Below are 12,646 nucleotides of genomic sequence, written 5' to 3'. Positions count from 1 at the left end.
ATATTACACGTATTCGACACTGAAAGGCAAGCAGGAAAATTTTTAAATGCCGGAATCATTTCACGGTAGCCTGCGTTTTAAAACTACAATGCCTCAGGAGAGAATGAAAAGCATTGAAAACACCAAAAACACTAAGATTATGAAAAAGCTACTGGTAATAACATTGATGGTATTCGGAACCGTATACGGCGCATTTGCTACAGGTAATAATGTAACAGTGATTGCTGAGAAGCGTGCCAACCACCTCACTGACCAGATGATTCGTGAGCTTCGTTTGAATAACTACCAGGCCAATAAGATTAGAGAGATTAACCTGGACGTAGCTGCCCAGATCACTGAGATCGAGCAGAAGCACGAAGGTAACGAGCAACTGATCACAGAGAAGTGCAAAGCAGTACTGGCCTCCCGTGACCTGGAGTTTGAAGACATCCTGAGCACTGTGCAGTATAACGATTACTTCGGTGACCGTAAAGTATACTCTAAAGTAGACCGTGAGTTTATGGCAAACCTGAACGAGCAAGGTTCTCAGAACCTGGCTACGAATGAAAAGGCTACTGAAAACACGACTGCCTCAAACGTAAACTAATTCGACATATTAAATAAAAGCATAAAAGCCACCTTTAAGGGTGGCTTTCATTGTTTATAGGACAAGGGCTAGTCTAGTTACTTTCCTTCTTACGTTCCTCATCTACGTGCTTCATCAAGTCCTCGCAAAGAGCACGCATTTTGTCGGCCATTACTTTGTCGCTGGTAGCCGTAGCGATGCTCTGGGCCATAGCACCAATGGTATCGATGTAGAAATACTTCATTTCATCAATAGGCATGTCCTTTGTCCACAAATCAATTTTCATGGTGCCAGCTTCATCACGGTCCCACAGGGAAATGTTGATAGCCTTCGCAAAATGGATTTTCTCACCTGCGTCGGTGGCTCTCCAGCTGATGGCTTCTGGTACACGCTGCTCGTCCAGCGCGATGCTAAAGTATATTTCTGACTTCTTCATTTTCGTTTCTGTTAAACTTTGTGCTATATATATCTCGTACTATGCTTGAATACTCAAACCAAGTACAAAGTTACGCGATGCGCTACGGAATAAAAACCTTCTTCTTTCTTTTTAGCCTGACCATCCTTTCAGGGTGTGCCAGCTTAACCTCCTCTACCAAAAAAACGAAACTCTATACTGTCGCTTTTTATAACACGGAGAAACTCTACGATACTAAGAATGACCCCAAAACTGATGATGACGGCTTCACGCCTGACGGCATCATGCAATGGGATGAGGACAGGTATAAGACCAAAATTCGCAATATTGCGAAAGTCATTGAGTCCATTGGGGGCAAAAACGGTGCTGACCTGCTAGGTGTCAGCGAAGTAGAAAACCGTCAGGTGTTAGAGGACCTGGTTGGCTCCTCTCCTCTTCGCAAACGCCGCTACAATATCATTCATTACGACTCCCCCGACCCAGAGGGACTGGATGTGGCCCTGCTCTACAATCCCAGAGTTTTCAAGCCAACGGCGCATACAAACCTACCTATTCAGTTTTCCGAAAAGGGCTTCAGCTCGCGGGGCATACTGCAGGTAAAAGGTACGCTGGCAGGAGAGCCTGTAACGGTTTATGTAACACACTGGCCGGAAGACCGTGGCAGTTCGACACTCGGCACCGCCCGCAGAAGAGACGCAGCAGCAGAGCTCAGACGGCAGTTGGATGCACAACAGAAAACGGACAGGGATGCCAAAATAATCGTGCTGGGTGATTTTACGGATGAACCGAAGTCTGCTAACATGGAAAAGGTGCTTAGAGCGACAGGACGCCCTGATCCGTCCTACAACGAAGAGCTGTTCAACACCTTTTATTTGTGGTACGTGCAGGGCCGCGGCAGTTTCCACACCCGCAACGACAACAAAATGCGTGATCAGATCCTGGTTTCCAAGTCGCTTCTGAATACCAGAGGTGGTCTGCACTACGCTCACGGCTCTGCCTTCATCCATGATCCGGAGTTTGCCAAGTTCACCTTCGGCAGGTATAAGGATACGCCCCGCCAGACTTGGTCAGGCACATTATACATCGGCGGGTATAGCGACCACTTCCCGGTATACATCAAGCTGCAAAAGTAGGCTATACACTTAAATAGGCGATGCTCTAAAAACAAGAAAGGCGAACCATAACGGTCCGCCTTTCTGCATTAGGAGAAATTATCTTCTTATACGTAATTGTTCAGCATTACAGGCATCACCAGCATCAGAACATTTTCATTATCTTCATTTGCAAGCGGCATCAACAGACCGGCACGGTTCGGTGTAGACAGTTCAAACGAGATTTCGTCGGCGTCGATGTTGTTGAGCATTTCGATCAAAAACTTCGCGTTGAAGCCAATTTCCATGTCCTCACCGTCATACTGGCAAGTCAGACGCTCGTTTGCTTCGTTTGAGAAATCCAGGTCTTCGGCAGAAACCTGCAGCTCAGAACCAGACAGTTTCAGACGAATCTGGTGCGTTGTTTTATTTGAGTAAATGGAGATACGACGCACAGAGCTCAACAAAGCAGAACGGTCGATCACCAGTTTATTCGGGTTCTGTACAGGTATAACGTTCTCGTAATCCGGGTAACGCTCGTCAATCAGACGGCAGATCATGCGGATATTGTCGAAGCTGAAGAAAGCGTTGGACTGGTTGAACTCCATACGCACGGCAGTCGCCTCAGATGGCAATGTAGACTTCAGCAGCGTGAAAGCCTTGCGTGGGATGATCAGGGAAGCTTCCTGGCTGGTAGCGATGTCGGTACGACGGAAACGCAGCAGGCGGTGACCGTCTGTTGCTACGAACGTTACATTATCAGGACGCAGCTGCACGTAGATGCCCGTCATGGCTGGACGAAGTTCGTCGTTACTAACCGCAAAGATGGTCTTGTTAATGGCACGGGCCAGCACGTTTGAAGGGATTTCGATGGCACTGCCACCTTTCACCACTGGTACACGCGGGAAGTCGGTTGCGTTCTCCCCGGAAAGCTTGTAGCGTCCGTTTGCAGAGCTGATCTCGATGGTATAGGTCTCTTCGTCGATCGTGAAAGTCACCGGCTGGTCTGGCAGGTTCTTCAGCGTCTCGATCAGGATCTTGGCAGGGGCAGCAATGCGGCCACTCTCCTTCGCCTCTACCTGCAGTTCGGTGATCATGGAAGTTTCCAGGTCACTGGCTGTGATGGTGAGGGTGCTGTCGTTGATCTCGAACAGGAAGTTCTCGAGGATAGGAACCACCGGGTTGTTGGTTACCACACCGTTTATGCTGGCTAACTGCTTCAAAAGAGCAGAGGAAGAGACGATAAATTTCATTATGTATAGCTATAATGTTATTTGGACAAAGTTAAAAATTTTTCGCATTTATGCTACCTGCCATGGCCCCGCTTTTTCACAATTTCTTTACATACAGGGCAAAAAAATCAGAAGCGCTCGTAGCGACGCTTGCGCAGGTAGTAGCGCAGCACCCCAAACAGGGCCAGCAGCACGATCGGTGCCACGATGTTGAGTAGTTGCCAGTAGGTACGCTCTTCCTTCACGCGCACCCTGTCCAGCGGCCTTAACTGTATTTCCTTACTTCGTACGTTGATCAGCCCTTCAGAGTCGAGCAGGTAGTGGATCGTATTCATGGCCAACTCACGGTTCGCGAATGTCACATTGTTATACCGGTCAAAACCCAGCTCGTAAGCCTGCCCCGTACGTGGATTCACATCGTTGCGCACCAGGTCACCATCCGAGAAAACTGCTATTTTGGTCGGTACGCCCGTCTCTTTCACCTGTTGATCAGCAGCCCCCTCCGGCGCTCTCCTGTTACGGAAGAGCGATGTAAAGGCACCTTCCAGCAAATACCCTACAGGCTGAGGTCCCGCCTGGTACTGCTCCGGTTTTACATCCATACGGGCTTCTTCCAGTGTAAGTGGCACCGGCGCCTGCATCACGCGGGAATAAACAGAGGTAAAGGCCAGTGGTGTTTTGCGTATACCATCAGCCCGTACCGTGTCCATCGTGCCGATGAACTTGGAATAGACCGCGTCGATGTTGCGGGTAATCGGGTGCTTGGCAAAGGTGTTGATCAGCGGATAGAAACGCCAGTTGATCATCTCCGTCTGTGGTCGCTCTCCGGTATAGCCTGTCACGATAGGTATAAAACCGGAATTCAGATCCATGATCATGGTCGGGTTCAGGCGCACACCGTAACGGAAGAACAGGTCATCGAGGTTGAGGTTATAAGGCATGGCGAACATACCGCCTGCCCCTACGCTATCCATGTTGGCATTGAGGGCATCTACAAAGAACACCGCCTTCCCCCCGTTCATGATGAACTGGTCGATCTTATACTTATCGGCTTCGCTGAAAGGCTCGGTTGGTTTGGCGATGATGATCAGGTCCAGGCCTTGCAGTGTAGGTATGTCGCGCAGTTCGCCGCGGGCTACGCGGTAGAACTCCTGCAGAGAGCCCAGCAAATCGGTTACATTTTGTGTTTCCAACTGCCCCTGTCCGCTGATGTAACCGATGGTTTTGCCGCCCTGGAAGGCCATTTTACGAATCGCCGTAGCCAGTTCGTACTCCACTCCCTCCACTGATTGGTTCAGGCGTTCGTCCGGGGAAGCGGCCAGGTTACCCTTCAGGAGCATTATGCCAGTTTCTTTGCCTTTGTACATTACACGCGCTCCCGGAAATACCAGGCGCTCTACCTGTTTGCCGCCTTCGTTGGCGCGAAGATTAGTCGGCTGTATACCTGCCTGCGCCAGTTTCTGAAAGAACTCCACCCGCTGCTTCTCGTCAGAAATATCATTTGGGTCAATGAACTCATACCGCACGTTGCCGCCTGAGTAGATGCGGAACTCGTCCAGCGTCTCCCGCACTGACTGCTGCAGCCGTTTGAATCCGGCCGGGAATTCCCCCTCCAGGTATACCTCTACAAACACCTGCTCCGGTAACTCTGCCAACATCTGCTTGGTGACAGGTGAGATAGTGTAACGCTTATCTTCCGTCAGGTCGAGCCTGAAAAAGAAGTTGGCCGCTAATATGTTGAGCAGCACAATAGCTGCTAAAGCGATCAGAAAGCGGGTCAGGTCGCGGCTGCGCTTGCTCTTATGTGTCGTTGCCTGCTCAGTTACCATTTTCTGCTGCTCAATACAAGTTTGGTGGAAAGAATCATGATGGCAATCACACTCAGGAAGTACAGCACGTCACGCGAGTCGATCAGCCCTTTGCTGATGGCCGTGTAGTGATATTCTATACCCAACTGGCTAATAAAGTAGCCGTATCCGCCCCAGACAGGTATAGAGGCGATCAGTTCAAAGCCAGCATAAATGATGTAGCACAGGAAAATTGCGATCACGAAAGAGATGATCTGGTTGTCCGAGACAGAAGAAGCAAATACGCCGATCGCTGCAAATACACCCGCCAGAAACACGAGACCCAGGTATGAGCCCACCACTGCAGCGGAATCTACGTTACCCTGCGGGTTGCCGAGTTCATACACGGTGTAGTAGTAGATCAAAGTAGGGATAAGTGCAAACAGCGCCAGCAGCAGCGCCGCAAAGTATTTGCCCAGGATCAATTGCAGATCTGAGATGGGTTTTGTCAGCAGCAGTTCAATCGTGCCTTCCCGCTTTTCCTCGGCAAAAGTACGCATGGTGATAGCCGGGATCAGGAACAGGAACAGCCAAGGCGCCATGTTGAACAGCGTCTGCATATCGGCAAAACCATAGTCGAGCACGTTGCTCTCGGGGAACACCCACATGAACATGCCGATGGCCACCAGGAATACCGTGATCACGATATAGGCGATCAGGGTGTTCAGGAAGCCGTTAAATTCTTTTTTAAGTATAGCGAGCATTAATATTAATGACTAATGACGAATTATTAATGATTAGTGGTGTATGAATTAAGGTGAAAGTGTAATCGCTAAAGCTGCATGGATAAGAATTATTAAGCAATCTGGTATCGAAGGTCTGATGTTTAATGAATCATAATATGCAAAACTAGTTATGAACAACTCATGCCTTGTGCCTGATTATAGATCTCCTAAATTGAATTAATTCTCTAACCATTATTCACTATTCATTAATCATTATTTCGTTAGTTGTTGGAAAATCTTTTCAAGGGAGTTCTCCTCGTGGCGCAGCCCTACCAGCGGCCAGTTGCGCTCGGCAGCCACCCGGAAAAGGGTAGCGCGGATATCGGTATCCTTGCGTGAAACTATGCGGTAGGTTGTACCCTCAGCCAATGTCACGCTCAGTACACCTGGCACCTGCTCCAAGGCCTCCACAGGTATAGGTTGCTCAAACTCCACCAGGGTTGTTTTTTCATTGCGGGAACCAGCCTGCAGACTAGCCACATCACTGTCCGCTACCAGTTTACCCCTGTTGATGATTATAACGCGGTCGCAAATAGCGGTTACTTCCTGCATAATGTGGGTCGAGAAGATTACGGTTTTGTCCTGCCCGATGCGTTTGATAAGTGACCGTATCTCCACAATCTGGTTCGGATCAAGGCCGGTAGTGGGTTCGTCCAGAATAAGTACCTGCGGATCGTGCACCAGCGCCTGCGCCAAACCAACTCGCTGTCGGTAGCCTTTAGAGAGAGCTCCGATCTTCTTGCCCTGCTCCAGGGTGAGCCCACATAGTTCCACCATCTCCTGCACCCGCTCCTTCGACCTGCGGCCCATCAGGCCATATACCGAAGCTACGAACTGCAGGTACTCGTGCACATACATGTCCAGGTATAGGGGGTTGTGCTCCGGCAGATAACCTACATGGCGGCGCACTGCAATGGGGTCCTGCAACACGTCATAGCCGGCCACCAGCACGGTACCCGCACTTGGTGGCAGGTAGCAGGTAGCAATCTTCATGGTAGTGGACTTACCGGCACCGTTTGGCCCCAGAAAGCCCAGTATCTGGCCCTGTGAGACCGAAAATGAAATATCATCGACAGCCCGCTGCGACCCGAATAGCTTGGTAAGATTTTTTACTTCAACTGACATGTTTGTAATGATTAATGAATAATGAATAATGACGCATCAGCATTGCCTTTCATTATTCATTCACCATTATTAATTATTCATTAATTAGGGTTTGCAAAGCTACAAAAGCTGTTCCACATTATGGCTATACCTGTTTCCGGCCTTTCGGCATCAGCGGACGCACCTCAATATCTACGTGGTGGTAGTTGGCGTGCGACTCCAGGCAATGTATGATGGTAGAGGCGATATCCTCCGGGCGCATCATGTTATCATTCACCGTCACGCTATCGATGTTGTCGAAGAAATTGGTTTGCACCGAACCAGGGTAGATGCAGGTAACCTTTACGCCATAGTCCCGCACCTCTTTGTAAAGCGAATGCGATATGCCACGCACCGCATGCTTGGTGGCGCAGTAAGCTGACATCTGCTCTATACCTGTCGTGCCTGCAATGGATGAGATATTGATGATGTGCCCCTCTCCCATTTCTTTCATACCCGGCACCACCAGACGGGAGCAATAGAAGAGACCGTGCACGTTCGTGTCGAACATCAGGTGCCATTCGTCCAGGTCCTGGTCTTCCAGCGTAGACGAGCGACCCAGGCCGGCGTTGTTCACCAGCACACTGATCTGGCCTCCAAAATGCTCTACGGTATGCTTATAGGCCATTTGCACCGAGTCGGCGCGGCGTACATCGCATTCTACAAACTCAAAGCGCTCGTGCTGCACCTCCGGGTTTGTTCTGCCCCAGCCTGCAACCTTCGCACCCTGCTCCAGCAGCGCATGCACGGCTGCCAGTCCTATACCTCTGCTCACGCCGGTTACCACGGCTATCTTATTTTCCAGTTTCATAGTGTTATTTTTTCGATGTAGTATCAATTATTTGTTCTATCCCTGCCTTACTCCTGCTAGAGCCGATACAGTAGTCCCAAACGGAATGTACGGGTATATAGCTTCATGTTGGCGCCATCCATATTAGCCTTGTAATTTTTGATGCCATGCGCATAGCTCAAAGAGAGGCCAAAGTGCCCATGATAACCAGTTACACCCAATCGCGGTCTGAAGTCCGTGATCGACTCGCTACGGTCTCTTCTTATTTTGAATTCGGTTCCGTCCTCCAATGTCGCTTCCGATCGCTCTTTCATTTGCTGATTAAATGCGATGTCAGTACCCAGGGTCAGGTCCAGATCAACCGGGCTTTGCTTTACCCGCCAGCCTATGTAGGGCTGCAGATTGATATAATCGGCTATGATGACAGCTTCTCCGTCTGCCGGATGGTTCATAGAAGAGCTGTGTGACCAGTAGCCATGGGCTCTATCGATCTTAGCCCGTGTGCGCAACTGCTCGTAACCTGCCTGTGTGCCAAGCAAAAAGCCATTCGAAGCGACGTATTGTGCCTGCAGGCTGGCTCCGAGGGCCAAATTATACCTGCTGCCATAAGGGTTGATCACCATTGGAGAACTGCCCCAGGTATCATTTATAACCATTGAAGTTGTGCTGCCAGCTGACTCGCCACCAAACCTGGAGAGTCCGGAATTAAGGTGCACACTGTACTCCATTTTCTGCCCGAACGACAGGGTGGCGCTACCTAGCGCAAGCAAAAGCAGGTATACTTTTTTCATATAGGTATAAGCTTGTTTCTGATTCAAATCAACCCTGCATACCCACTTCACTCTCCTGTGCTAAATATCGCCTAACTGTGGTCTGATCAGAATCTCCTCCACTACACTGTTGGGTGACATGGTATAGGCACCATAAATGGCCATGGCCACATCTTCAGCTCTCATAAAGCGCTCTGGCGGCAGGTCCACGCCTTCCCAGCTGGCAGTTAAAGTTGCACCGGGCAGAATGGCCGTTACACGCACGCCGTGCTCTTTCATCTCCTCACGCAATACTTTTGACATCCCGAGCAAGGCGTATTTAGAAATACAGTAAGAGCCACCATTGGTGTAGGGTGTGATGCTGGCTGTGGAGCACATATTGAAGACATGCCCGCTTCTGCGCTTTTTCATATCCAGCACAAAAGCCTTGGTGATGTAGTAGGCGCTGTAAAGGTTCGTGTTGATCATCATCGGAAGCGCCGCATCGTCCTCTTCGTGCACTTTGCCAGGTATAAACAGCCCACTGTTGTTGACAATCACCTCGATCTTGACCTCAAGGCCTTTTACATAGGAGATGAAGTTTTTGAGTGAGCCCATGTCGCTCAGATCAGCCTCCTGGTAGAACACTTTGGAAAAGGTATAGCGCTCCTCAATTTCCAGTTTCAGCTTTTTCAGGTCTTTCTCGTTTCTTGAACAAGTAATAATATGAAATCCTTCTTTTGCAAATTGTTCGATTACGGCCCTGCCAATGCCTTTTGTGCCACCTGTCACCAAAATATACTGCTGCATGTGCTCTATATAGATATTAGATAATACGTTTTCAAAATTTAACCGTAATATAGGCATTTAAACAGTATTTTTGTTTAGAAACACGTTTAATACCTTGTTTAACACGTAACGCCTGTATGCTACAATCCTTTGGGAAATACCTGCTGTTCATGCAAAGCCTCTTCACCCGTAAAGAATCCGCCAAGATTCTGTTCGGCCGCACCGTCGACGAGGCTATTTTGATCGGCATCAACTCTATATTCATCGTTGCCATCGTTTCCACCTTTATCGGTGCGGTTACCTGCGTGCAGGTTGCCTACAATCTCAACAATGCGTTCATCCCACGTTCCACCATCGGTTTCATGGTGCGCGAAATGACAATTCTGGAATTGGCTCCTACTATTACCTCTATTGTACTGGCTGGTAAAGTTGGCTCCAGCATCGCTGGCGGTCTGGGCACCATGCAGATCACCGAGCAGGTAGATGCCCTGGAAGTAATGGGTATCAACTCAGCCTCTTATCTTGTTCTACCGAAGGTAGTAGCGGCTATCCTAGTTTTCCCCATGCTGGTGATTCTGGCCATGTTCCTTTCCATACTGGGAGGCTACTTAGCCGGAACGCTTTCAGGTGAGCTAACGCCTCAGGAGTACATTACAGGTATACGCGACCAGTTTATCCCTTATAACATCACATTTGCGCTGATCAAGTCAGTGGTGTTTGCTTTTCTGATTTCGTCCATCTCCTCTTTCCGCGGTTACTATACCTCAGGCGGAGCCCTGGAAGTTGGGGCAGCCAGTACGGCTGCCGTAACGAACAGTGTGATTGCCATCCTGATTGGAGACTTTGTGCTGGCATACATCTTACTGTAGGGTTGCTGGCCATTAAAAAATTTACAGGAGTTCTTCGCGTCTTTGCCTTTAGCTCCCGAATACAAGAATCATCATGATTGAAATACACAACATACACAAAGCTTTTGACGGCAAGAAAGTGCTAGACGGTGTGAGCGGCGTCTTTGAGACGGGCAAAACCAATCTGCTGCTTGGTGCCAGTGGTACCGGCAAAAGCGTGCTGCTTAAGTGCATCGTGGGCCTGATTAAGCCAGACCTTGGGAGCGTGACCTTCGACGGGACCTACTTTACCAACAACAAACTTGACATCCGCCAGGAGATCCGCCGCAAGATCGGTATGCTCTTCCAGGGGTCTGCCCTGTTCGACTCCATGACGGTAGAGCAGAATGTGGAGTTTCCGCTTAAGATGCTGACCGACATGAACAAGGAGGAGCGTATGGACCGGGTAAATTTCTGTCTGAAACGTGTGGGATTGGAGGGTGCTAATAAGAAAATGCCCTCGGAGATAAGCGGTGGTATGAAAAAGCGTGTAGGTATAGCCCGCGCCATTGCACCACACTGTACCTACCTGTTTTGTGACGAGCCTAACTCTGGCCTCGATCCGCAAACTGCCATGAAGATCGATGAACTGATCAAGGAAATCACCGAGGAGTATAATATCACCACCATTATCGTAACACACGACATGAACTCTGTAATAGAGATCGGTGATAAGATCATGTTTCTCTACGAAGGCAAAAAGCTCTGGGAGGGCACCCGCGACGAGATCATGGACACAGACATTCATGAGCTCAACGAGTTCATCTTTGCTAACCGACTGATGCGCGATGCCAAGAAGGTAGAAGACGAAGAGCGCGAAGAGGAGGAAGAACGCCGGCACAATGGTCAGGTGGCTTCACAGGGCAAAGAGAAGACTCCTTCTGAAGAAACAGTGGATACACGGGACGAGCCGCAGCCTGAAAACCCCGATGGTCCTGCCGCTACTACCCAAACCGGAAACGACAAGGTATAAACTCAGATACCGGTATAAGCAAGGTATAGCTATACCTGTACAACCATAAAAAAGGCTCCCGCTTAGGTATAGCGGGAGCCTTTTTTGTAGATATAGTTTCTATTTTAGAAGTCTAGTCCAAACAGCATACCTGCCACAGTAGCGGTCATCATACAGGCCAGGGAGGCACCAAGCAAGGCGATGAAGCCAAGTTTGGAAAGCTGCCCCTGCTGATTGGGAGCCATGCTGCCAATACCACCGATCTGAATGGCAATGGAGCTGAAGTTAGAGAAGCCAGCCAGGGCATAAGTTGCCATCACCAAGGCTTTTGGACCCAATGTACCCGCTTCTTTCATGTTAGCCAGGTCGAGGTAAGCTACAAATTCGTTGATGGCGGTTTTCTGTCCGAGCAAGCTGCCCACCTGTAAGGTATCGGCCCATGGCACACCCATGATGAAAGCGAACACCCGGAAGATCTGACCCAGAATATATTGCAGCGAGAAGCCGTTGAACTGACCGTTTGTGCTGGCTACTACCATTTCATTCAGTCCGGTCCAAACACCGATCATGTCTGTCAGGATGTAGTTAACCAAAGCGATAACGGCAATGAAAGCAAGCAACATACCACCAACGTTAGCGGCTAGTCTCAGACCGTCCCCAGCTCCTCTTGAGAGGGCGTCGATCAGGTTCACACCCAGCTGCTCTTCGTTTACTTCGAGCTTGTTCGTGATTTCTTCGTGCTCTGTTTCAGGCACCAGGATTTTGGCGAGTACTATACCTGCAGGCGCGTTCATGATAGAGGCCGTGAGGAGGTGTGCCGCAAAGATGGCTTTCTGCGCCGGATCAGTTCCGCCGAGGAAAGAAACGTAAGCCGCCAGTACACCACCGGCCAGCGTCGCCATACCGCCTGTCATCAGGCACATCAGTTCGGAGCGCGTCATGCGGGCGATAAACGGACGAACAAGCAATGGTGCCTCTGTCTGTCCTAAAAAGATGTTGCCAGCGGCAGAAAGGCTCTCAGGACCTGACAGGCGCATCACCTTCGACATCACCCAGGCGATGCCGTACACGATCTTCTGGAGCACACCGAGGTAGTACAGGCCAGCTGATACCGTGGAAAAGAAAATGATGGTTGGAAGAACCGAGAAGGCGAAAATAAAGCCGAGTCCGCTATTCTTGGATGGGTCTGCCAGATTACCGAAAAGAAACTGCGCGCCCGCTTGCGAGAAATCCAGAAAGGTTACGAAGCCTTCACTCACGTAGGCAAAGCCTTTTGCCACGACGGGTACTTGGGTAACCAATACGCCAAACAGAATCTGGAGGCAAACGCCGTAGCCGACGAGTCTCCAATCTATATTTTTACGGCTTTTAGAGAACGCAAAGGCAATGGCAATAATGGCTAGGAGGCCAAGAAGCCCTCTGAAAATATCGAACATGCTGTGGGACAAAATTTGGCCAAAA

Annotated in this window: 12 protein-coding genes and 1 pseudogene; 4 read left to right on the top strand and 9 right to left on the bottom strand. The window is 49.6% G+C overall.

All coding sequences use genetic code 11. From position 1 onward, the window contains the following. Nucleotides 1-139: 139 nt before the first annotated feature. Nucleotides 140-586, top strand: a complete 447-nt coding sequence (locus Q1A54_RS17160; RefSeq protein ID WP_299990593.1) for a hypothetical protein — start codon at nt 140-142, stop codon at nt 584-586. A 73-nt stretch (nt 587-659) separates the two neighbouring features. Here the strand turns inward: Q1A54_RS17160 and gldC are convergent, their stop codons facing one another. After that, nucleotides 660-1,001, bottom strand: coding sequence for a gliding motility protein GldC (gldC, locus tag Q1A54_RS17155; protein ID WP_299990591.1), 342 nt, complete (start codon nt 999-1,001; stop codon nt 660-662). A gap of 77 nt (nt 1,002-1,078) precedes the next feature. Here gldC and Q1A54_RS17150 point away from each other — a divergent pair, with 77 nt between their 5' ends. Beyond that, nucleotides 1,079-2,113 carry an endonuclease/exonuclease/phosphatase family protein gene (locus Q1A54_RS17150; RefSeq protein WP_299990589.1) on the top strand — a complete coding sequence of 345 codons (1,035 nt, stop codon included), beginning with the start codon at nt 1,079-1,081 and terminating at the stop codon, nt 2,111-2,113. A gap of 86 nt (nt 2,114-2,199) precedes the next feature. Here the strand turns inward: Q1A54_RS17150 and dnaN are convergent, their stop codons facing one another. From dnaN to Q1A54_RS17115, 7 genes are all read right to left on the bottom strand, one after another. After that, nucleotides 2,200-3,324: a DNA polymerase III subunit beta gene (gene dnaN / locus Q1A54_RS17145; protein ID WP_007654541.1), complete on the bottom strand. Its 1,125-nt coding sequence runs from the start codon at nt 3,322-3,324 to the stop codon at nt 2,200-2,202. 107 nt (nt 3,325-3,431) lie between these two features. Continuing rightward, complete coding sequence (gene gldG, locus Q1A54_RS17140) at nt 3,432-5,132, bottom strand: gliding motility-associated ABC transporter substrate-binding protein GldG (protein ID WP_299990586.1); 1,701 nt, start codon at nt 5,130-5,132, stop codon at nt 3,432-3,434. Next, nucleotides 5,126-5,854 (bottom strand): gliding motility-associated ABC transporter permease subunit GldF, encoded by a 729-nt coding sequence (gldF, locus tag Q1A54_RS17135; RefSeq protein WP_299990584.1) that lies wholly within the window; start codon nt 5,852-5,854, stop codon nt 5,126-5,128. Before gldF ends, gldG begins: the two co-directional genes overlap by 7 nt. Before the next feature lie 234 nt (nt 5,855-6,088). Beyond that, nucleotides 6,089-7,000 (bottom strand): gliding motility-associated ABC transporter ATP-binding subunit GldA, encoded by a 912-nt coding sequence (gene gldA / locus Q1A54_RS17130; protein ID WP_299990582.1) that lies wholly within the window; start codon nt 6,998-7,000, stop codon nt 6,089-6,091. 124 nt (nt 7,001-7,124) lie between these two features. Then, nucleotides 7,125-7,829, bottom strand: coding sequence for an SDR family oxidoreductase (locus Q1A54_RS17125; RefSeq protein ID WP_196119709.1), 705 nt, complete (start codon nt 7,827-7,829; stop codon nt 7,125-7,127). Between the two features lie 56 nt (nt 7,830-7,885). After that, a complete protein-coding gene (locus tag Q1A54_RS17120) occupies nt 7,886-8,599 on the bottom strand; it encodes a hypothetical protein (protein ID WP_299990580.1) in 714 nt (237 codons plus the stop codon). Between the two features lie 60 nt (nt 8,600-8,659). Next, the gene (locus Q1A54_RS17115) at nt 8,660-9,367 is read right to left on the bottom strand and encodes an SDR family oxidoreductase (RefSeq protein WP_299990578.1); all 708 of its coding nucleotides are present in this window, start codon (nt 9,365-9,367) and stop codon (nt 8,660-8,662) included. A gap of 116 nt (nt 9,368-9,483) precedes the next feature. Between Q1A54_RS17115 and Q1A54_RS17110 the strand changes: the two genes are divergently transcribed. Then, on the top strand, nt 9,484-10,215 hold the full coding sequence (locus Q1A54_RS17110; protein ID WP_196119715.1) for an ABC transporter permease: 732 nt from the start codon (nt 9,484-9,486) through the stop codon (nt 10,213-10,215). 73 nt (nt 10,216-10,288) lie between these two features. Next, nucleotides 10,289-11,032 (top strand): annotated as a pseudogene (locus tag Q1A54_RS17105) (ATP-binding cassette domain-containing protein); the annotation flags it as partial. A gap of 278 nt (nt 11,033-11,310) precedes the next feature. On the opposite strand, the gene Q1A54_RS17100 reads toward Q1A54_RS17105, so the two are convergent. Further along, a complete protein-coding gene (locus Q1A54_RS17100) occupies nt 11,311-12,621 on the bottom strand; it encodes a nucleoside transporter C-terminal domain-containing protein (protein WP_196119717.1) in 1,311 nt (436 codons plus the stop codon). Nucleotides 12,622-12,646: the final 25 nt, after the last annotated feature.

This window comes from uncultured Pontibacter sp., from assembly GCF_947502515.1.
GTDB lineage: Bacteria > Bacteroidota > Bacteroidia > Cytophagales > Hymenobacteraceae > Pontibacter.
The sequence above is the reverse complement of the archived record's forward strand: the minus strand, read 5'-3'. Positions and strand labels throughout refer to the sequence as shown.

Coding starts and splice junctions, on each gene's coding strand:
- Q1A54_RS17160 (WP_299990593.1), top strand. CDS start 140: ATGAAAAAGCTACTGGTAATAACATTGATGGTATTCGGAACCGTATAC.
- gldC (WP_299990591.1), bottom strand. CDS start 1,001: ATGAAGAAGTCAGAAATATACTTTAGCATCGCGCTGGACGAGCAGCGT.
- Q1A54_RS17150 (WP_299990589.1), top strand. CDS start 1,079: ATGCGCTACGGAATAAAAACCTTCTTCTTTCTTTTTAGCCTGACCATC.
- dnaN (WP_007654541.1), bottom strand. CDS start 3,324: ATGAAATTTATCGTCTCTTCCTCTGCTCTTTTGAAGCAGTTAGCCAGC.
- gldG (WP_299990586.1), bottom strand. CDS start 5,132: ATGGTAACTGAGCAGGCAACGACACATAAGAGCAAGCGCAGCCGCGAC.
- gldF (WP_299990584.1), bottom strand. CDS start 5,854: ATGCTCGCTATACTTAAAAAAGAATTTAACGGCTTCCTGAACACCCTG.
- gldA (WP_299990582.1), bottom strand. CDS start 7,000: ATGTCAGTTGAAGTAAAAAATCTTACCAAGCTATTCGGGTCGCAGCGG.
- Q1A54_RS17125 (WP_196119709.1), bottom strand. CDS start 7,829: ATGAAACTGGAAAATAAGATAGCCGTGGTAACCGGCGTGAGCAGAGGT.
- Q1A54_RS17120 (WP_299990580.1), bottom strand. CDS start 8,599: ATGAAAAAAGTATACCTGCTTTTGCTTGCGCTAGGTAGCGCCACCCTG.
- Q1A54_RS17115 (WP_299990578.1), bottom strand. CDS start 9,367: ATGCAGCAGTATATTTTGGTGACAGGTGGCACAAAAGGCATTGGCAGG.
- Q1A54_RS17110 (WP_196119715.1), top strand. CDS start 9,484: ATGCTACAATCCTTTGGGAAATACCTGCTGTTCATGCAAAGCCTCTTC.
- Q1A54_RS17100 (WP_196119717.1), bottom strand. CDS start 12,621: ATGTTCGATATTTTCAGAGGGCTTCTTGGCCTCCTAGCCATTATTGCC.